The sequence below is a fragment of the Acutalibacter intestini genome, assembly GCF_034334985.1.
Lineage (GTDB): Bacteria > Bacillota > Clostridia > Oscillospirales > Acutalibacteraceae > Acutalibacter > Acutalibacter intestini.
In genome coordinates this window covers 217,922-236,863 of the sequence record NZ_JAWXXL010000002.1, presented here as the reverse complement: position 1 = coordinate 236,863, position 18,942 = coordinate 217,922, and the positions used below count along the sequence as shown (strand labels likewise).

At 57.1% G+C, this 18,942-nt stretch carries 22 protein-coding genes; 14 read left to right on the top strand and 8 right to left on the bottom strand.

Going from position 1 to position 18,942, the window contains the following annotated elements:
* Position 1: 1 nt before the first annotated feature.
* The 4 genes from U8U68_RS03710 to U8U68_RS03695 all read right to left on the bottom strand — a co-directional run bounded on the left by U8U68_RS03710 (position 2) and on the right by U8U68_RS03695 (position 4,148).
* Entirely contained in the window at positions 2–1,324 is a 1,323-nt protein-coding gene (locus U8U68_RS03710; RefSeq protein ID WP_322199498.1) for an alpha-L-fucosidase, read from the bottom strand.
* Between the two features lie 25 nt (positions 1,325–1,349).
* Positions 1,350–1,577: a GNAT family N-acetyltransferase gene (locus tag U8U68_RS03705; RefSeq protein WP_322199497.1), complete on the bottom strand. Its 228-nt coding sequence runs from the start codon at positions 1,575–1,577 to the stop codon at positions 1,350–1,352.
* A 62-nt stretch (positions 1,578–1,639) separates the two neighbouring features.
* Positions 1,640–2,896: a dihydroorotase gene (locus U8U68_RS03700; RefSeq protein WP_322199496.1), complete on the bottom strand. Its 1,257-nt coding sequence runs from the start codon at positions 2,894–2,896 to the stop codon at positions 1,640–1,642.
* Positions 2,897–3,386: 490 nt separating this feature from the next.
* Complete coding sequence (locus U8U68_RS03695; protein ID WP_322199495.1) at positions 3,387–4,148, bottom strand: YdcF family protein; 762 nt, start codon at positions 4,146–4,148, stop codon at positions 3,387–3,389.
* A 688-nt stretch (positions 4,149–4,836) separates the two neighbouring features.
* Between U8U68_RS03695 and U8U68_RS03690 the strand changes: the two genes are divergently transcribed.
* Together U8U68_RS03690 and U8U68_RS03685 are read left to right on the top strand one after the other, a co-directional pair.
* Positions 4,837–5,412 (top strand): TetR/AcrR family transcriptional regulator, encoded by a 576-nt coding sequence (locus U8U68_RS03690; RefSeq protein ID WP_322199494.1) that lies wholly within the window; start codon positions 4,837–4,839, stop codon positions 5,410–5,412.
* Positions 5,405–5,926 carry a flavodoxin family protein gene (locus U8U68_RS03685; RefSeq protein WP_322199493.1) on the top strand — a complete coding sequence of 174 codons (522 nt, stop codon included), beginning with the start codon at positions 5,405–5,407 and terminating at the stop codon, positions 5,924–5,926. The genes U8U68_RS03690 and U8U68_RS03685 overlap by 8 nt, the downstream gene beginning before the upstream one ends.
* A 70-nt stretch (positions 5,927–5,996) precedes the next feature.
* On the opposite strand, the gene U8U68_RS03680 is transcribed toward U8U68_RS03685, so the two are convergent.
* The 4 genes from U8U68_RS03680 to U8U68_RS03665 form a co-directional block, all read right to left on the bottom strand.
* The gene (locus U8U68_RS03680) at positions 5,997–6,383 is read right to left on the bottom strand and encodes a lipoprotein (RefSeq protein ID WP_322199492.1); all 387 of its coding nucleotides are present in this window, start codon (positions 6,381–6,383) and stop codon (positions 5,997–5,999) included.
* A gap of 283 nt (positions 6,384–6,666) precedes the next feature.
* Positions 6,667–7,155 carry a SprT-like domain-containing protein gene (locus U8U68_RS03675; RefSeq protein WP_322199491.1) on the bottom strand — a complete coding sequence of 163 codons (489 nt, stop codon included), beginning with the start codon at positions 7,153–7,155 and terminating at the stop codon, positions 6,667–6,669.
* 81 nt (positions 7,156–7,236) lie between these two features.
* Entirely contained in the window at positions 7,237–7,440 is a 204-nt protein-coding gene (locus tag U8U68_RS03670) for a recombinase family protein (RefSeq protein WP_322199490.1), read from the bottom strand.
* Between the two features lie 293 nt (positions 7,441–7,733).
* On the bottom strand, positions 7,734–8,321 hold the full coding sequence (locus U8U68_RS03665) for a uridine kinase family protein (RefSeq protein WP_322199489.1): 588 nt from the start codon (positions 8,319–8,321) through the stop codon (positions 7,734–7,736).
* A gap of 330 nt (positions 8,322–8,651) precedes the next feature.
* On the opposite strand from U8U68_RS03665, the gene U8U68_RS03660 reads away from it, so the two are divergent.
* The 12 genes from U8U68_RS03660 to argB all read left to right on the top strand — a co-directional run bounded on the left by U8U68_RS03660 (position 8,652) and on the right by argB (position 18,940).
* Positions 8,652–9,068 (top strand): YjdF family protein, encoded by a 417-nt coding sequence (locus U8U68_RS03660; protein WP_322199488.1) that lies wholly within the window; start codon positions 8,652–8,654, stop codon positions 9,066–9,068.
* A gap of 82 nt (positions 9,069–9,150) precedes the next feature.
* Positions 9,151–10,428 carry a GTPase HflX gene (gene hflX / locus U8U68_RS03655; protein ID WP_322199487.1) on the top strand — a complete coding sequence of 426 codons (1,278 nt, stop codon included), beginning with the start codon at positions 9,151–9,153 and terminating at the stop codon, positions 10,426–10,428.
* Positions 10,428–11,009 (top strand): hypothetical protein, encoded by a 582-nt coding sequence (locus U8U68_RS03650; protein ID WP_322199486.1) that lies wholly within the window; start codon positions 10,428–10,430, stop codon positions 11,007–11,009. The genes hflX and U8U68_RS03650 overlap by 1 nt, the downstream gene beginning before the upstream one ends.
* 119 nt (positions 11,010–11,128) lie before the next feature.
* Positions 11,129–12,355: an argininosuccinate synthase gene (locus U8U68_RS03645; RefSeq protein WP_322199485.1), complete on the top strand. Its 1,227-nt coding sequence runs from the start codon at positions 11,129–11,131 to the stop codon at positions 12,353–12,355.
* Positions 12,345–12,857 (top strand): GNAT family N-acetyltransferase, encoded by a 513-nt coding sequence (locus U8U68_RS03640; protein WP_322199484.1) that lies wholly within the window; start codon positions 12,345–12,347, stop codon positions 12,855–12,857. Before U8U68_RS03645 ends, U8U68_RS03640 begins: the two co-directional genes overlap by 11 nt.
* Before the next feature lie 11 nt (positions 12,858–12,868).
* The gene (locus tag U8U68_RS03635; protein ID WP_322199483.1) at positions 12,869–13,423 is read left to right on the top strand and encodes an NUDIX hydrolase; all 555 of its coding nucleotides are present in this window, start codon (positions 12,869–12,871) and stop codon (positions 13,421–13,423) included.
* The gene (gene argH, locus U8U68_RS03630) at positions 13,420–14,805 is read left to right on the top strand and encodes an argininosuccinate lyase (protein ID WP_322199482.1); all 1,386 of its coding nucleotides are present in this window, start codon (positions 13,420–13,422) and stop codon (positions 14,803–14,805) included. The genes U8U68_RS03635 and argH overlap by 4 nt, the downstream gene beginning before the upstream one ends.
* Before the next feature lie 2 nt (positions 14,806–14,807).
* Positions 14,808–15,848, top strand: coding sequence for an N-acetyl-gamma-glutamyl-phosphate reductase (argC, locus tag U8U68_RS03625; RefSeq protein WP_322199481.1), 1,041 nt, complete (start codon positions 14,808–14,810; stop codon positions 15,846–15,848).
* Between the two features lie 58 nt (positions 15,849–15,906).
* Positions 15,907–17,124 (top strand): bifunctional glutamate N-acetyltransferase/amino-acid acetyltransferase ArgJ, encoded by a 1,218-nt coding sequence (gene argJ, locus U8U68_RS03620; protein ID WP_322199480.1) that lies wholly within the window; start codon positions 15,907–15,909, stop codon positions 17,122–17,124.
* Positions 17,125–17,164: 40 nt separating this feature from the next.
* Positions 17,165–17,290, top strand: a complete 126-nt coding sequence (locus U8U68_RS03615) for a hypothetical protein (RefSeq protein ID WP_322199479.1) — start codon at positions 17,165–17,167, stop codon at positions 17,288–17,290.
* A 465-nt stretch (positions 17,291–17,755) separates the two neighbouring features.
* On the top strand, positions 17,756–18,067 hold the full coding sequence (locus U8U68_RS03610; RefSeq protein WP_322199478.1) for a hypothetical protein: 312 nt from the start codon (positions 17,756–17,758) through the stop codon (positions 18,065–18,067).
* A 21-nt stretch (positions 18,068–18,088) separates the two neighbouring features.
* Positions 18,089–18,940: an acetylglutamate kinase gene (gene argB / locus U8U68_RS03605; protein WP_322199477.1), complete on the top strand. Its 852-nt coding sequence runs from the start codon at positions 18,089–18,091 to the stop codon at positions 18,938–18,940.
* Positions 18,941–18,942: the final 2 nt, after the last annotated feature.

Below are 18,942 nucleotides of genomic sequence, written 5' to 3'. Positions count from 1 at the left end.
GTCAGTCCCCTTTCAGCTCCACTTTTAGTACAGTGTCCACCGGGTCGGGCAGCACAGGGTCAGGACCCAGGTCGGCGAACACCACGTCCGGGTAGTTGTCGTAGATCCACCCCTTTGCGATGTGTACTTCGGCTCCGGTAGCCAGCCATCGGATGGAGGCGATCTGCTCCCTGCTAAGTCCCATCAGGGGCATGCAGCCAATGGTGTTCTCAAACAGATGATAATACAAGGTATTGCCCTTGCGGGTGATGCGGCCCATATCGGGCTTGGCCATGCCGGCCTTGCTGCAGCCATAGATGCTCTCGCTGTTTTTGTCCATCCAGCGGCCGATGCCGGCTAAAATCTCCAGAGACTGGGGCGGGATGTTCCCTCGGGCGTCGGGGCCCACGTTCAGCAGCAGGTTGCCGCCTTTGCTGACGCACTCCACCAGCTTCTTGATCATCATGGAGGCGGGTTTGTAGAAGTGGTCCAGCTGGCAGTAGCCCCAGTTGCCGTTCATGGTGACGCAGGCCTCCCAGGCCAGATCCCGGCCTTGTTTGTCCAGCAGGCCGTTGGGGGGGATAATCTGCTCGGGACTGACAAAGTCTCCGTGGTAGGGCTTGGGGTCGCCCTCCCAGAGGGAGCCAAAGCCTTCGCCGCTAACCTCCAGCCGGTTGTCAATGATGATGCCCGGCTGCAACTCCCGTACCATACTCACCAGCTCTGTGCCCCGCCACTTCTCGCCCCGCATGGCATCAGGACCATCGCCGTAGGAGAAGTCGAACCAGAGAATGTCCAACTGGCCGTAGCCCGTGCACAGTTCCCGCACCTGGCCGTGGAGATAGTCCAGGTAGCGGTCAAAGTTCCGGCCCTCATTGCCGCACTCGGGATGATTCCGCATGGGATGGTGCAGGTCGCCGTAATGGGGATAGTCCGGGTGGTGCCAGTCCAGAAGGGAGAAGTATAGCCCTACTTTCAGGCCCTCGGCCCGGAAAGCGTCCAGAAACTCCCGGACAATGTCCCGGCCCCAGGGAGTGTTGGTAGACTTAAAGTCCGTCAGGTGGCTGTCGAACAGGCAGAAGCCGTCGTGGTGTTTGGCAGTAAGCACCGCGTACTTCATGCCGGCCTGCTTTGCGGCCCGGGCCCACTGCTTGGGGTCAAAGTCCACAGGGTTGAACTCCTTAAAGAAGGGCAGGTACTCCTCCTCTGGCATCTGTTCGGTGCTGCGCACCCACTCGCCCCGGGCGGGGATGGCGTAAAGCCCCCAGTGGATGAACATGCCAAACCGGGCATCCTGGTACCACTGCATGCGGGCTTCGTAATCTTTACGGTTAAAACGATACATTATTTTGCTCCTTTCAAAATGTAAATCAGGCCTCCATCTCAAAGGCATAGACAGTCTCGTCCTCGTCCATCTCGCCGGTAGTATGGAAGCCAAATTTTTTATATAAATGCACCGCCCGCTGGTTTTCCTTTTCCAGCGTGACATAGACCCGGCGGGACTGGCGCTGGGCACAGATCTGCCGGACGATCAGGGGCAGTGCCCTTTGCCCATAGCCCTTGCTTCTGGTAGTCAATATCATATAGTATAGCGGCATAGAGGAGGGGGGGGTCTCCCTTCCAAAGCCCGCCATGGGTCCTTTCGGCAAGCTTTGTGCCGTCATTCTTCCCGGTAGACCAACCTCCCTCGGGAGAAGGTCATAACCACCTTGCCTTTTAGATCCATGCCCTTAAAGGGCGTGTTGCGGCTTTTTCCGTGGAGCTTCTCCGGGTTCACGGTCCATCGGCGCTCTGGATCAAACAGAACGACGTCCGCCACTGCCCCAGGGGCCAGGGTGCCCGCCGGAATGCCCAAAATTTTGGCGGGATTCCAGCTCATCAGTTCTACCACTCGAGAGAGGGGCAGCCGGTCCTCCAGGGCAGTCCATGCCGCTGCCAGAGAGGTCTCCATGCCAATAGCCCCGTTGGGCGCGGTGATAAAGTCGGCCTTTTCTTCTGGTGCGTGGGGGGCATGGTCTGTAGAAATGGCGTCCAGGGTGCCGTCGCAAAGGGCCTCCAGCAGGGCCTGGCGGTCCGCTTCACTGCCCAGGGGCGGGTTCATGCGGTAGTCCGCGTCCATGCTTTCCAGGGCCCGGTCCGTCAGCAGCAGATAGTGGGGGCAGGTCTCGGCAGTGACCGCTACCCCCCGGCGCTTTGCGTCGCGGATCAGCGCTGCTGAGCCCCAGGTGCTTACATGGCAGATGTGTACCGGTGCGCCAATGCTGGCCGCCGCGGCGATCTCTCGGGCTACGCCGCAGTCCTCCGCTGCGGGAGGCGTTCCCCGCACTCCCAGCCGCCGGGCGGTTTCTCCCTGGTTCATCAGTGCGCCCTGGGCCAGCTCCAGGTCCTCGCAGTGGGCGGCCAGAGTCAGGCCCAGGCCTTGGGCGGCGGAGAGAGCCTCTAACAGACAGCGGGTGCTGGCCACGGGCTTACCGTCATCGCTCAGGGCAATGGCTCCTGCGGCCTTTAGGGCTGCATAATCCGCGCATTCCCGGCCCAAAAGGCCTTTGGTTACGCAGGCGGCGGTATACACGGTGCAGTCGGCAGAGCGCGCTCTTTCCAGCAGGTCTGCCACCAGCTGGGGAGAATCCATAGCTGGCTGGGTGTTTGGCATAGCTAAAAGGCTGGTTACTCCTCCGGCAGCGGCAGCTCGGCAGGCGGAAAATAGGTCCTCCTTGTGGGTCTGGCCAGGGTCCCGCAGGTGTACGTGCAGGTCCACCAGACCCGGCGCGGCCACCAGGCCCCCACAGTCTATCTCCTGGTCCTCTGGCCCCGGGGACCCTTGGACAATGACGCCCTCCCGGAGCAGTATGTCCCCCAGGGCGTCCAGCCCTTGGGAGGGGTCAATGATTCTAACGTTTTTCAAGTAGTAGCCCATTTGCTCTCCTCCTGTGTTTGGGGTTTGCTTGCAAATAGTAGAAAATTTCTCGGCCCCAGGGAGAGGGGCCCTTCTTGGTATAAAAGAATGTTGGCTGGTACGGGTCTTTCGCTGGGGAGACGTTTGCCCATAAACAAGCCAACTTCCCTGTGAAAAATCCTGGCAACAGCCCGTACAGCTTCCTATGTTGTCCCGTTGGTTTTAAAGAGACGCCAGGTGCTTGTATGAAACATCGAAAACGCCGTCTTTTTGCCCAGAAGAGGGGCCTTTCCGCGTGGAAAATCCTCGTCAACCGCTGGGGGGGGGCTTGCGGGATTCTCCCTGTAATGGACCTCCTCCGGTGAAAAAATTTGTCATCCTCTCTATTTTCAAACAAGGCCTAGAGTCTGTTTGAAAACGCCGAAACACGGTCAGTTTTGCCCAGAAATGGTGGCTTCGGCGTCAAAAATCCTGGAAAGGCGCCAGCATTTCTCCGATTTTAAAACAGACTCTAGTGGAAGAGTTCCTCTATCCACCACTTGGTGAGAGAGAGAAGTTCCCGGCCATAGTACTGGGGAAAAATGACAGGGTCCGTCTTTGCGGCCAGACCATAGGCCTCAAAGCCCGCGCTTTTGGCCAGCTGCACCGCCCGGTACAGGTGGAACCCCTGAGAAACCACCACCACCTGGGGCCCCAGGTCCTCTTTTTGGGCAATCTCCATGGCGAAGTCCAGGTTTTGCCGGGTGTTTCGGGACTGGTCCTCCATGTAAATGCGCCCCGGGTCCACCCCCAGGCGAACCAAGGCGTTTTTTTCCGTCAAGGCCTCGGGGCAGGGCTCGTTGCCTCCCTGACCCCCGGTGACAATACAGCGCGCCTCCGGGTTAGCACAGAGATATTCATAGGCTTTGTCCACCCGGCTGCTCAGGCTAACGCCCATGCGCTCGGCGCTGTATACTTGGGCCCCCAGCACCACCACGTCTAGACCTTGGGGCGGCACAGCAGCCTGGTAAGAGAAGATAAGCCCGGTAAGAAAACCGGCCCAGCCCAGACCAAGAGCATAGAAAACCACCAAGGCCCGCACAGCGTACCTTTGCCAGCCGCCCCGGGCCACCATCTTTTTATAGCCAAAAATCAAGCCCAACCCCAGCCCGCAGACAAAGATGCCAAAAACAGATCCTTCGGCAAAGCCCCCGTGAAGCGCAGGCAGGCAGAACCATAAAATTCCCAGCCCGCACAGGGCGGCACAGGCGGTTTTCCATATTTTCTTAACCATGCCAATTCCTTTTCCCGTTGGTAGAATGTAGTTTAGAAATATTATACCTCATTTTTCCATGGAGGTAAACGGTTTTTTGTTAAAATATTCCGGGTATTTGGGGCGGGGCGCCTGGAAGTGGTCTACGGTATATCAGGCAACCCCGCACAATTCTAAGTACCGTCTTGCTTGCAGATTTTCCGTGATAGCGCACAGCGTTCGCTGGTCAATGGTGAGATGGACGGCGCTCAATCTGTACACTCGGAAGAAAAATCTGACTGCCCAATACGGTACTTAGAATTGTGCGGGGTTGCCATAAATCATTTTTTGAGAAAGGTCTATTGACAAACGATTATAGCTTATATATAATAAGGTTATATAAATGGTTTATATAATCTTTGGACTTAAGGTGGGAAATACTGGATTGGGACTTACGCCCCTAAGGAGCTTTGCGTCTTGGCTTGTCTGCCGCCTGGTTCTGACCCGGTACCACGGCCTTTTCCTGCTTTTTTGTTTAGGGCTTGTTGGAAACAAGGAAAACGCCGTCTTTTTGCCCAGAAGAGGCCCCTTTTCGCGTCAAACCTCCTCGCCAATCGGAGAAGATTGACTTGCGGCTTTTTCCTTGCAATGGACCCCTTCTGGGAAATCATTCGCCATTTCCTTTATGTTCAAACAAGTCCTAGGAGTAATCCAAGATAAGGAGCGAGTTATGCCAAAGCAGCGTATTACAAAAGACCAGGTGCTACAGGCCGCCTTTCAGTTGGCCCGCCAAGGAGGCATGGAGCGGGTGCTGGTGAAGAGCATTGCTGAAAAACTAGGGTGCTCGGTGCAGCCTATTTACAGCTATTGCCAGAACATGGAGGCGCTGCGCCGGGAGGTGGAGGTCATGACCGAAGCCTTTGTACGGCAGTACGCCGCCGCCCGGGCGGACCCTGGCAACCCCTTTAGCAGCACAGGCCGGGCCTACATTCAGCTGGCTCGGGAGGAGCCAAATCTGTTCCGTATTTTCGTCCTGCACCGGAGGGTGGGAGTACAGTCCCTGGAGGACCTGCGGCAAACCCAGGCGGACCCCTGCCTGGCGGAACAGCTGGCCCAGGAACTGGGGCTCTCTTTGGAGGGCGCCCGCCGCCTGCACTTGAACATGCTCTTGTACACCGTGGGCTTGGGGGCCGTGTGCGCAATAACGGATATTTCGCCCCAGGAAATTTTTGCCTGGCAAGAGCAGGGCTACCAGGCCTTTTTGGCCCAGGCGCTCAACCAAAAGGAGGCTGAAAGCGATGAGTAAGATAATTGTGGTATATAAAAGTAAGACAGGCTTTACCCAACGCTATGGGGAGCTTATCGCCCAAAAACTAGGCTGCGAAGCGGTTCCCTATGACGATGCGGAAGAGCGGCTGGCCGGATGCGATACAGTGGTGTTTGGCACCCGGGCCCATGCGGGGCGTATTGATGGCTGGAAAAAGGCCCGGACCCGTTTTTCCGGCAAAAAGCTGGTGCTGTTCGTCACCGGGGCCACCCCCAACCAGGCCCAGGAGACGGTGGACGCTCTGTGGCAGCAGAACCTTACCCCAGAGGAGCGCCGGGACCTGCCTCATTTCTATATGCAGAGCGGGCTCTGCTATGAAAAAATGCCTTTTTCCGACCGCATAATGATGAAGATAGCCGGGGCCTTTGTCACCCGGAAAAGGCCAACGGCCCCGGAAGAGGCCGCGTTCCAGCACGCCTTTACTCATTCCCACGATATTTTTTCCCAAGAGTATGCCACGCCGCTAATCGATTTTCTGCGGGCAGAAAAATAGCCGCCCGGTAGAGGCGGCCTTAAAAACCCCCGACAGCCTAGAGCGAGCTTGCCGGGGGTTTTTGTACAAATTAGTTAGTGCGCTGGTGCAGCAGCTTTTTAAAGTCCGCCGCAGTCATGGCAGAACGGTATAGCTGCTCTTCGCCGAGAAAATGGAAGTCTACAAAGTCGCCGTTAAGGTCCACCACGGCCTGTTGGACTACGCCCTCCCGGTTGACCTCCAGCAAGTAGTCGGGATAGTAGGCGAATAACGAGAGGTCTTTACCCAGGGGCTTCGCATCCTGGGTAATACCGGCCAAGGCGTCAATACGCTGACGCTTTAGCTGGGTGCTGGCGTTTAGGTGCAGCAGCTTTTTCTGGGCTCCATAGCCCTGATATAGGTCCAACTGTAGAGAGTTGGGCCGAGAACAGCCGGCCAGCGCAAGGACCAGCAGCAAGGCGGGAATCAGTTTTTTCATAGAAGCCCCTTTCGTGGAAAAAATAAAAATAACCCTAAAAGCGGATCTGCTGTGTAGTCTATATGCAGGGAAGATAGCCGGTTGCTTGACACGGCCAAGTAACGGATTCGCTTTGGCATGATGTTATCGGCGGACGTAGAAGTTGGGTTGAGCGTCTGCCAACTTGACCAAAACGATATGGTGAAACGGAAGGCCTGTGCTGGCGTAAGCTAGTCGGCATCACAGGAATAACTCCCTATATGGGTACGATCCAGCATTATTTTACCCGATTTTTCTAAGAATGTCAACGGATACGTTCCAGCCGGCCGCCGCATCTGCACCGGTAGAGCCAGGGGCGCCGCACAGCCTTTGACATGCGGATCCGTTCCACACGAGTCCCGCAGCTTTTGCATACCAGAACATACTTTACTTCTTCGTGGCGCAGGGGCTGGGCCTCTTCCTCTATGGGTACAGTGCGGGTAATGGAGTACCCCAGGGCCTCACCGGCCTTTTGGGCGTAAGTTTTCCAGCGGAGGCCGTGGTTCCGGCAGCCAGGGCAGGTGTGCAGCAGTTCGTGAATTAGGGTCTGGCGCAGCAGAGCGGGATCCTCCAGCACCCGGGCGGAGACCTCGATCAAAAATCCCTTTTCATTATAAATGCAGCAGCCCAGCCGGCGCTTGGCCCGAGTATTTATCCGGGGGGCGGGATCTATTTTGTTGGAAACCGGGATATCTAGGTCCTTTAGCTCCTGGTGCAGCTGGGCCATCAGCTGGTCTAGTGTGGCCTGATTCATGGGAATATGCCTCCTTTGGAGACATTATACCCGAAAGAAAGCACTTTGGCAAGGGGATAGGAGCGGTGGTAATTATCTGACTTAAACATGGGGCGCTATGGGGCGCTCGAAAGTCGTACCTGAGACTCCCTCATCGCAATAGGCGGCGTAGCGGCTCCAGCCCTGCTCCTGTACATACCGGCCAAGCATGATTTTTGGGTGCTCTATGGACACGGACTCCCCGGTTCTTTCGTCATCACGGCTAGGGCTTGTTTGAAAAATCGAAAACGTCGTCTTTTTTGCCATAAGAGGCTACTTTCTACGTCGAAAATCCTCGTCAATCGCCAGATTGCCGTAGTTAGCGCAGCTAACTACAGCGGTTCTTCTCCTTGAAATTGTCCCCTTCTGGCCCAAAATTCGTCATTTCCTCTATTTTCAAACAAGCCCTAAGCCTGCAATAAATTCCAACATCCTAATTTTCCTGCATCTTAGTATCTTTGAAATAATTATATGTGGTGCGCCCCGTTTTACGGTTTCTCTTGACCTTTCCATGATTCTGTATTATAATCAAGGAATTTCAAAGGCGGCAAAACTCCTGGCTACTTAGCATGCTGCTCTGCCTGGGCACGGATATACCCAGCCAACATCCGGCCTGTGAGTTCCGAGGGGGTGGAGCCGTTGAGAATCAGGTCTGCGCGCCACTTGGTGGGTTCAATATACTGTTCATGCCGGTAGCGGACCATGTCCAGGTAAACCTCTGCAATCTCGTCAAAGCTCAGGCCCCGCTGAGCCATGTTCCGGCGGAGCCGGCGGACGATGCGCTCGTCGGCCTGACAGTCTATGAAAAGCCTTAGGTCCAGCTGCTCATAGAGCCAGTCATACCATAAGGCAAAAAGCCCTTCCACCAGAATCACGTCATATTCTTGAGAGGAGACAGCCGCTTTCACATCTTTTTGCAGTTGGCCGTGGTCAATGGTCTCGGGGCAATTGTCGTCAAAGTAGACCTTGCCGCCCACATGGGCGGCGGCTTTGGGGCGGGTGGTGTCGGGCTTAAAGTAGTGGTCCATGTGGAACAGCTTGATCCGCAGGCCGGCCAGCTGCTGAGACAGCCAGTCCGCAAAGGTGGATTTTCCGCTGGCAGTGCCGCCGGATATGCCTACAAGATAGGGTCTATGCTGGTTTGGCATAAAATCAGCTCCTTTTTTTGAGATATGGTAACACGGCGTAAAAGAAAAAGCAAGCGGGTTGGGTTTTAGGCCTTGTTTGAAAAATCGAAAACGCCGTCTTTTTCTCTATTTTCAAACAAAGTCTAGTGGAAAGGTCCAAACGCGCGGCTGCCGCTCCTTGAAAAAAAGAATTCCGTGCGCTATACTATAAGGACAAAGATAAAAACGCAACGCGCATTTGCGCCAGAGCCGGTAGGTAGCCCGGCCGTCCCGCCAGCCTTTTGGCGGGGTAAGTAACCCTCCCCTCCGGGTCGTCCGTTCTTTGTTTATAACTTTTTAGGAGGGTTTTCCATGAACGAAGTGACGGCAAAATTGGCGGTGTTCTTTGAAGCGCCCTTTTGGGTGGGCGTTTTTCAGCGCACAGAGCGGGGCAGGCTTTATGTTAGCAAAGTGACCTTTGGGCCAGAGCCCACAGACCCCATGGTGTGGGAATTTTTGCTGCAAAATTGGTCCAGGCTGCGCTTTAGTCCGGGTGTGGAGACAAAGCCTCCCCGGGAGGCCGCCAACCCCAAAAGAGCCCAGCGCTTGGCACGAAAGCAAACCCAAGAGGCCGGCGCCGGCACCCGGTCCCAGCAGGCGCTGCAGCTTCAGCGGGAGCGGCGAAAAGCCTGTGCCCGGACGGAAAGTCGGGAACAGCGCCAGGCGGAACAGGAGCGGATCTATCAGCTGAAACGGGAAAAGCGGAAGCAAAAGCACCGGGGCCGGTAGCGGCGGCCTTTTTTTAAGATGGCGCTTTGTTTTCCAAAAAGACATCCGCGTAAGCCGCTGGACCAGAACAGGGAGGAATGACATGAAAGAATTGATCGAGAACGAGCAGGGGACAGAGCGGGCGCTGCTGATCTCCTTGGACACGGGCGAATACGACGCACAGACCTCTTTGGAGGAGCTGGGCGAGCTGACGGAGAGCGCCGGGGCCGATCCGGCCTTTACCCTGACCCAAAAGCGCCCCGCGCCGGAAACCGCTACCTGCCTGGGATCCGGCATGGCGGAGGAGGCCGCGCAGCTAATCCGGCGGGAGGAACTGGATCTGGCCATTTTCGACCGGGAATTGACGCCCACTCAGATTCGGAATCTGGAGGAGTTGTTCGGTGTGCGGGTTATTGACCGCACGATGTTGATTTTGGACATCTTCGCCCAGCGGGCCCGAAGCCGGGAGGGCAAGCTGCAAGTGGAATTGGCTCAGCTGCGCTACATGCTGCCCAGGCTTACCGGGCGGGGCACGGCGCTGTCCCGGCTGGGGGGCGGCATCGGCACCAGAGGCCCTGGCGAAACCAAGCTGGAAACCGACCGGCGGCATATCCGGCGGCGCATTGCCAGCCTAAAAGAACAGCTGGCGGAGTCGGAAGCGGCCCGGAGGGTTATAGAAAAGCGGCGGCAGAAAAACGGCGTGGTCACGGTAGCCTTGGTGGGCTATACCAACGCGGGGAAGAGCACCCTGATGAACCGCCTGACCCAGGCAGGGGTGCTGGCCGAGGACAAGCTTTTTGCTACCTTGGACCCCACGGCCCGCTCTTTAAAGCTGCCGGGGGGCAAGCCGGTGATGCTCATCGACACGGTAGGCCTGGTGCGGCGGCTCCCCCACCACTTAGTGGAGGCCTTTAAATCCACCCTGGAGCAGGCCGCCACGGCGGATATTCTGCTGAATATTTGCGACGCTTCCAGCCCAGAGGCCCGAGAGCACCTGCAAGTGACCGAAGAGCTGCTAAATAGCCTGGGCGGGGCGGGGCGGCCGGTGATTCCCGTGCTGAACAAATGGGACGCGGTGGAGGATAAGGAGAGCGCGCCCCGGCTGCCAGGGGCAGTGCGTATTAGCGCTCTGCACGGCGACGGTGTAGACCAGCTGCTGCAAGCCGTGGAGGATAATCTGCCGGAAAAGAGCTTTGAGGTAGAGCTGCTGCTGCCCTTTGCCAAAAGCGGCCTGGCGGCAAAGCTGCGGGAAGAGGGCGCGGTGCTAAGCGAAGAGTATGTGGCCCAGGGGCTTTTGCTGAAAGCCCGGGTGGACCGGCGGCTTTACGGGCTGGTGCGGGAATTTGACCAGAATCCCATAGCGGAAGGGGAGGAGGCCTAATGTTCTACCATGCCAGCCCAGTAGAAGGTATAAATATACTGGAACCGCGTATATCCAACCATAAGCGGCCGAGCGTGTATCTCTCTAAAAAGCGAGAGAACGTGCTGCCCTATCTAAGCAACGCGGTGGAAAAGTACTGTAAAGAGACTGGTTTTTCCCATGGCGGCCCCTGGTATAAATGGGCCAGCTACGGCTTTCACCAGGGGCTGCTCCGTCTGGACGAATACTATCCAAACGCCTTGGAGGACACTTATAGGGGCGTTTCCGGCTATATTTACCGGGCGGACCAGGTCCCCGGCGGGGCGGAGCAGGAGGATATCCCGGGCGCGGTGGTCACCAGCCAGCCGGTGCCGGTTTCCGGCTGCGAGTTTGTGCCCGACGCTTATGAGGCCATTCTGCGGGCGGAAAAGGAAGGCCTGCTGCTGGTGCGCCGCTATAAGGAAATGCCGGAGGGTATGCTAAGTTGGATCGACGCCACCATCAAGCGGGAGTATGAGCAGTCGGCTGGTATTCCCACATATAGGCATTTCTTAAACAACAAGTTTCCTGAAATTCTTGGGGCTGGGGGAGGAAATGCATAGCTATTTGAATAAAATGAATAAATATGCATTTTCTCTCTTGCTTTTTCCAAACTTTGCGCTATAATAAGAGCAAGAAAATGAAGCGGAAATCATTGATAAAGAAAGGGTTGTGCTGAATCATGGCAAAAGAAATCAAAAAAGTTGTACTGGCTTACTCTGGCGGATTGGATACCTCCATCATCATCCCCTGGCTGAAGGAAAACTACAATAACTGCGAGGTCATCGCGGTCTCCGGGGACGTGGGCCAGGGCACCGAGCTGGACGGCCTGGAGGAGAAGGCCAAAAAGACCGGGGCCAGCAAGCTGTACGTGCTGGACCTGAAAGAGGAGTTTGTACAGGAGTATGTATACCCCACGGTAAAGGCTGGGGCTGTGTACGAAAACAAGTACCTGCTGGGCACCTCCTTTGCCCGGCCCATTATTGCCAAGGGCATTGTGGAGATTGCCAAGAAAGAGGGCGCCGACGCCATCTGCCACGGCTGCACCGGCAAGGGAAACGACCAGGTACGCTTTGAGCTGGCCATCAAGGCCTACGCGCCGGACATGACCATTATTGCTCCCTGGCGTATTTGGGACATCAAGAGCCGGGAAGAGGAGATCGACTACGCCGAGGCCCACCAGGTGCCTCTAAAGATTAACCGGGAGACCAATTATTCCAAAGATAAGAACCTGTGGCACCTGTCCCACGAGGGCTTGGACCTGGAGGACCCCGCCAACGAGCCCCAGTATGAGAAACCGGGCTTTTTGGAGCTGGGTGTCTCTCCCCAGCAGGCCCCGGACGAGCCCACCTACATCACCCTGCACTTTGAGAAGGGCGTAGCTACCAGCCTGAACGGAGAGACGCTTTCTGGCACAGATATGGTGGCCAAGCTCAACGAGTTGGGGGGCAAGAACGGCATCGGTTTGGCGGACATTATTGAGAACCGCCTGGTGGGCATGAAGTCCCGGGGTGTGTATGAGACCCCCGGCGGTACCATTCTCTACCATGCCCACAATAAGCTGGAAGAGCTCTGCCTGGATAAGGAAACCTATCACTACAAGCAGCAGGTGGCCCTAAAATTCGCGGACCTGGTGTATAACGGCCAGTGGTACACCCCCCTGCGCCAGGCTCTGTCCGCCTTTGTGGACTCCACCCAAGAAACCGTGACCGGCGACGTAAAGCTAAAGCTGTATAAGGGCAATATTATCGACGCTGGGGTGACTTCGCCCTATTCCCTGTACGACGAGGACATCGCCACCTTTGACGAGGACCAGGTGTACAACCAGGCGGACAGCGCCGGGTTCATCAACCTGTTCGGACTGCCCATCAAAGTCCAAGCCAAAAAGGGCTTGACGTATGATAAGTAGCGGTAGGTTGATTCACAGGAAGATCGACTTTGAAAAAGATCGGGAGTACGTGCTGGAATGCCACTGCCGGGTCAACTATGCGTGTGAAACCCCATGGATGAGAGAAAAGAGCTATGAGGACTATCGCGGGCAATGGTTTAGCCTGAAGAGCCAGGTGCAAGGCTTCTACTGGGCCCTACAGACAACGGTTCAGGACGGGCGGGCTTTGGCCGAGAGACTGGAGTTGGAGGACGGACGGCGCGCCGGCTACTTTTGGGCGGTATTTGAGAAGGACTGCGAGTCCGGATTCGCTTTTGGAGAGGTCCGGGAGATCTACATTGAGCCGGAACTGCGCCGGATCGGACTGGCCAGAGAGCTGTACGCTTATGCCGGGGCTTGGGCCAAGGAGCAGGGGGCGGCGGTGCTTCGGGCTGGAACGGGTTTTAAGAACGCGGCCTCTTTGGCAATGCATAAGAAACTGGGTTTTTCGCTCTACCGCTGTGAGTTTGAAAAAGTGCTGTAAAAGGATTTATCATGGAACAAATCGATATTTATGACAAAAACGGCGTCCCCACCGGCGCTGTCCGGGACAAGGACGCCCCCCTGGGCCCGGAAGAATACCGAATGGCGGTGGGAATCTGGATCGTGGACAAAAGCGGCAGGATTTTCCTGACCCGCCGCAGCCTGAAAAAGAAATATGCCCCAGGAAAATGGGAGAACCCCGCGGGCCATGTGCGGGCGGGGGAGCCCCCGGTTCATGCGGTGGTGCGTGAGCTGCATGAGGAGACCGGCTTGGCCGTTACAGAGGAACAGATCACCCTTTTGGGAAGTTCTTGTTTCTGGCCCTATCTGGGGCGGGACTATGGCGTGCGCATGGAAGTGGAGCTGGACCAGGTGCGCTTTCAAAAGGGGGAGACCTGTGGGGCGCGGTGGGCGAGCTTTGCGGAGTTTGTACAAATGGCCAGGGAAGGGGCCTTTGCCCCCTCGCTAACAGACCATCTGCAAGACTACCGAGAGGCATTCCTGAATTTCATAGGCCGGCCAAAGAGCCGGGAGCTTGATTTTTTGATGGGAGAGGACAGGGTATGAAGCTGTGGAAGGGCCGTTTTAAGAAAGAGGCTGACCCCAAGACCAACGACTTTAATTCCAGCATTGCCTTTGATAGCCGGATGCTCCGGCAGGACATAGAAGGCAGCATTGCCCACGCCACCATGCTGGGGAAGCAGGGCATTATTGACGAGAGCGAGAGCATGAAGATCTGTGTGGAACTGGGAAAGATTCGGGACGATGTTGAGAGCGGCGCCCTGGCCATTGACCCGGACGCCGAGGACATCCACACTTTTGTGGAGGCGGAGCTTACCGCCCGGCTGGGGGACGCGGGCAAGCGCCTGCATACCGGCCGCAGCCGCAACGACCAGGTGGCCTTGGACATTCGCCTGACCCTGCGGGAGGACTGCGCCGGCCTGATGGGCCAGCTGGAAGGGCTAGTGCGGATGCTCTGTCAAAAAGCGGAGTGCTACAGCGAGATTGTAATGCCCGGCTATACCCATATGCAGCGCGCCCAGCCCGTGACCTTTGGCCACCACCTGATGGCCTATGCCGAGATGTACCTGCGGGACCTGTCTCGGTTCCAGGACGCTATGAAGCGCATGGATGTGTGTCCCCTGGGCAGCGGGGCCCTGGCGGGCACCACCTATCCCCTGGACCGGGAGCGCACCGCCCAGCTGCTGGGATTTTCTCTGGTAAGCCGGAATAGCCTGGACGGGGTCTCTGACCGGGATTTTTGCGCGGAGATTGCGTTTGCCGCGTCCATGACCATGGTGCACCTCTCGCGCCTGTGCGAGGAGCTGGTGCTGTGGTGTTCCTGGGAATTTAAATTTATTGAACTGGACGATGCCTACTGCACGGGGTCCAGCATTATGCCCCAGAAGAAAAACCCGGACCTGGCGGAGCTGATCCGAGGGAAATCTGGCCGGGTGTTTGGCGACTTGATGGGCCTGCTGACCATGATGAAGGGTTTGCCCCTGGCCTATAACAAGGACATGCAGGAGGACAAAGAGGCGGTATTCGACGCGGTGGATACCCTCAAGCTCTGTTTAACCCCACTGACTCCCATGCTGGAGACCATGACCGTGCTGGGGGACAATATGCGGGCGGCGGCGGCGGGAGGCTTTATCAACGCTACAGACTGCGCCGACTATCTGGTGGCCGAGAAGGGGCTGCCTTTCCGGGACGCCTATAAAATTACCGGGGAGCTGGTCGCTTTGTGCATTGACCGTGGTCTGACCCTGGAGACCCTGCCCCTGGAGGAATACCAGAAGGTGTGCGAACGCTTTGACCAGGAAGTTTATCAGGCAATTTCTTTAGAAAAGTGCGTCCGGGATCGCAAAGTGCCGGGCGGGCCCGCCCCAGAAAATGTGCGGGCTCAGGCCGCGCTGGTACAAAAGCTGCTGGAGAGAAAGGAATATTAGGGATGGAGAAGATAAAAGTAGGGGTTGTGGGGGCTACCGGCTATGCCGGGGCGGAGATCTGCCGGCTGATTCTGGGCCACCCCCAGGCCCAGCTGGCGGCGGTCAGCTCGGTCAGCTTTCAGGGCATGGCTCTTAGCCAAGTATACCCGGCCTATTATCAGATCTGCGATATGGTCTGCGGGGAGCAGGAGCAGGTGGTAGAGAAGAGCGACGTGGTCTTTGCGGCGCTGCCCCATGGACTCTCTCAAGATCTGGCGGCAGAGTGTATGGAAAAGGGCAAGGTCTTTATTGACATGGGCGCGGACTTCCGCTTAGAGAACGAGGAGGCCTACCAAGAGTGGTACGGCGGCTCTTACACGGACAAGAGCTTGCACGCCCAGGCGGTGTACGGCCTGCCGGAGCTGTTTCGGGAGAACATGAAGGGCAAGCGGCTGATCGCCAACCCAGGCTGCTACACCACGGCGGTGCCCCTGGCCCTGGCCCCGGCGCTGAAAGCGGGCCTGATTGAGGCCCAGGGCATTATCGCGGACTGTAAGTCCGGGGTCACCGGCGCGGGCCGAAAGCCTACCCAGTCCAACCATTACCCAGAACTTAACGAGAGCTTTACCGCTTACAAGGTGGCCGCCCACCGGCACACCCCGGAGATCGAGCAGACTGTGGCCAAACTTACCGGCCAGGATGTGAAGCTGACCTTTGTACCCCACCTGCTGCCCATCAACCGGGGCATTCTAGCCACCTGCTATGCCAGGCTGAAGCCTGGAGCCACCCCTCGGCAGCTGCGAGAGGCCTATGAGGACCAGTACCGGGACGAGTCCTTTATCCGTCTGCTGCCAGAGGGCCAGGTGGCCAATGTGAAAAATGTGCGCTACACCAATTTCTGTGATGTGTCCTTGTTCACAGACCCCCGCACCGGCACCTTTATCGGTATCTCGGCCATTGACAATATGGTCAAGGGCGCGGCAGGACAGGCGGTGCAGAACATGAACCTGGCTTTCGGCCTGGAAGAGACGACGGGCCTTCGGCTGGTTCCCCCGGCGTTTTAGGGGATGGATAACAGGCATAAAAAAGAAATCTAACGCTATGGAGCGAGGAGAATTTATCATGGAATTTATAGAAGGCGGCGTGACCGCCGCGGAGGGCTTTTCCGCCAGCGGGCTGCACTGCGGTATCCGCAAAAACAAGACCAAGCCGGACCTGGCCCTGATTTTCAGCGACCGCGACTGCGCGGCGGCGGCGGTATACACCCAAAACCTGGTAAAGGGCGCCCCCATTACCGTGACCAAGGAAAATATTGCCGATGGCAGGGCACGGGCGGTAATCTGCAACTCCGGCATTGCCAATACCTGTGCCCCCGACGGCATAGAAAAGGCCCGGGCTATGTGCGGCATCGCCGCCCGGGTGCTGGACATCGCCCCCACAGACGTGGCGGTGGCCTCTACCGGGGTGATTGGCCCCTGCGTTCCCATTGAACCCATTGAGAACGCGGCCCAGGCCCTGAAGGACGCCCTGAGCCCACAGGGCTCCCACGCGGCGGCCACGGCCATTATGACTACCGACACCTTTGCCAAGGAGGCGGCGGTACGGTTCATCGTGGGGGGCAAGGAGGCGAAGATTGGCGGTATTTCCAAGGGCAGCGGAATGATCCACCCTAATATGGCCACCATGCTGTGTTTTGTCACCAGCGATTGCGCTATTGCCCCGGAGCTGCTGCAAAAGGCGGTGAAGGCTGCGGCGGACGCCACCTTTAATATGATCAGCGTGGACGGGGACACCTCTACCAACGACACCTTCCTGGTGCTGGCCAATGGAGCCGCCGGCAACCCGGAAATAACCGCCGAAGGGGAGGACTACGACGCCTTTGTGGCCGCGCTGGAGGCCGTGGGCCGCAGTCTGGCCAAGATGATGGCCCGGGACGGCGAGGGGGCCAGCAAGCTGGTGACCTGCCGGGTGCAGAACGCCAAGGACCTGCAAACCGCCCGCACCGTGGCCCGCAGCGTGTCCAGCTCCAACCTGTTCAAGGCGGCCATGTTCGGCGCGGACGCCAACGCCGGAGGCCGGGCTATGTGCGCGGTGGGCTACTCTGGGGCCCAGGTGGAGGTGGAGAAGATTGACATTCTCTTTCAGTCCGCGAAGGGCAGTGTGCAGGTGGTGAAGGATGGCATGGGCGCGGAGTTCTCGGAAGAGCTGGCCCTGGAGGTGCTGAAGGAAGAGGAGATTGTCTCCGTTATCGACCTGCACGCGGGGGATGTGTGCGCCGAAGCCTATGGCTGTGACCTGACCTATGAATATGTGAAGATTAACGCGGACTATCGGACCTGAGAGGAGAAGCCCTAGCGGCTGGGACTCGGTGGTGATTATCATGGCCGCGCTGCTGTATATAGTCGCAATCACTGCGGTGCTCGCCCTTTTTACCAGTGCTTTCTTACTGTCATTGGTTGCCTTAACTGGCATTCTCTTCCCGCTGGGCGTGTTTTGGTCGATCTGATAAGCCGGCGCCGGGCTGAGAAACTGTGGCTGCTGGGCGGCGCCGCGGTAAATATGGGGGCTTCGGCTTCCTTCCTATGTTTTTTCGCAGCCGATGGCCTAGAGTCTGTTTTAAAATGGGAGAAATGCTGGATTTATTTATGCTCAGAAATAAGTGGGTTCCAGGAAATAACCGCAAGAAATGCTGGCGCCTTTCCAGGATTTTTGACGCCGAAGCCGCCGTTTCTGGGCAAAACAGACCGTGTTTCGGCTTTTTCAAACAGACTCTAGGCCTTGTTTGAAAATAGAGAAAGTGCCGGATTTTTGCTTAAGACGAGGTGGCTGTAAGGAGAAGACCGCAAGGAATACTTTTGTGTTTCGAGAACTTTTGACACAGAAATCCGCCCGTATGGGGCATAGAGACGGTATTTCCGATTTTTTAAACAAGCCCTAGATATAGAAAGCGGCTTGAATGAAAGGAGCAGCCATGAGCAAAAGAACGATTATTCAAAGCATATGGGACTTGCCGGCAGCGGTGATGGCCGTGTTGCTGTATGGGAATTTCGCGACATTTGTAGTCCTGCTTATCGTCGCTATGGGCCTGGTTTTTCTAGAGCCCGCTTTTGTAATCGTCACGGCGGTCTTTCTGCTGCTGGGAATAGCCTGTCATTTTGTCACCCGGCGGAAAACGGCGAAGCTGTGGCGCAGGCTGCTCTTGGGGGGAGTGGCCGCCAACTTGGTAGTGATGGCCCTTTACGCTGTAGTTGTGGCCGCACTGGTAATGGCTTGGATGGAATGAATCAAGAAAAGGTGGACAGATATGCAAATATCCAATAGTGAGCGGGCCAATATCCTGGTACAGGCCCTGCCGTATATCAAAAAATATGCCGGAGCCACCGTGGTGGTAAAATACGGCGGCAACGCCATGCTGGACGACGGGCTGAAAAGCGCCGTGATGAGCGACATTGTGCTAATGCAGCTAGTGGGCATCAACGTGGTGCTGGTCCACGGCGGCGGGCCGGAGATCAACGCCATGCTGGACAAAATTGGCAAAGAGAGCAAATTTGTGGGGGGCCTGCGCTACACAGACCAGGAGACCATGGATATCGTACAGCAGGTGCTGGCCGGCAAGGTAAATAAGGACCTGGTGCAGCTTTTGGAAAACGCCGGGGGCAAGGCCATCGGCCTGTGCGGCCTGGACGGCTCGCTGCTCAAGGCCGACCGGCTGGAGGAGGACCTGGGCTTTGTGGGAGAGATCCGGGAGGTGAACGCGGATATTATCCGGGACGCCGCCAGGAACGGGTACGTGCCCATTGTCTCCACAGTGGCCGCCGGCTACCATGGTGAGGTGTACAACATCAACGCGGACATCGCCGCCGCCCGTATTGCCGCCGAGCTGGGGGCCATGAAACTGATTTTGATGACCGATGTCCGGGGCCTGCTGCGGGACAAGGAGGATGAGGCCAGCATTATCCCAGTGGTTAATGTCAGCGACGTGCGCCGCCTGAAAAAAGAAGGGATCATCAAAGGCGGCATGATTCCCAAAATCGACTGCTGCGTGGACGCGGTGCGCAGGGGCGTGGGCCGGGCCCATATCATCGACGGGCGCATCGCCCACTCCATTTTAGTGGAGCTGTTTACCGACGAAGGCATAGGCACCATGTTTTATTAAGG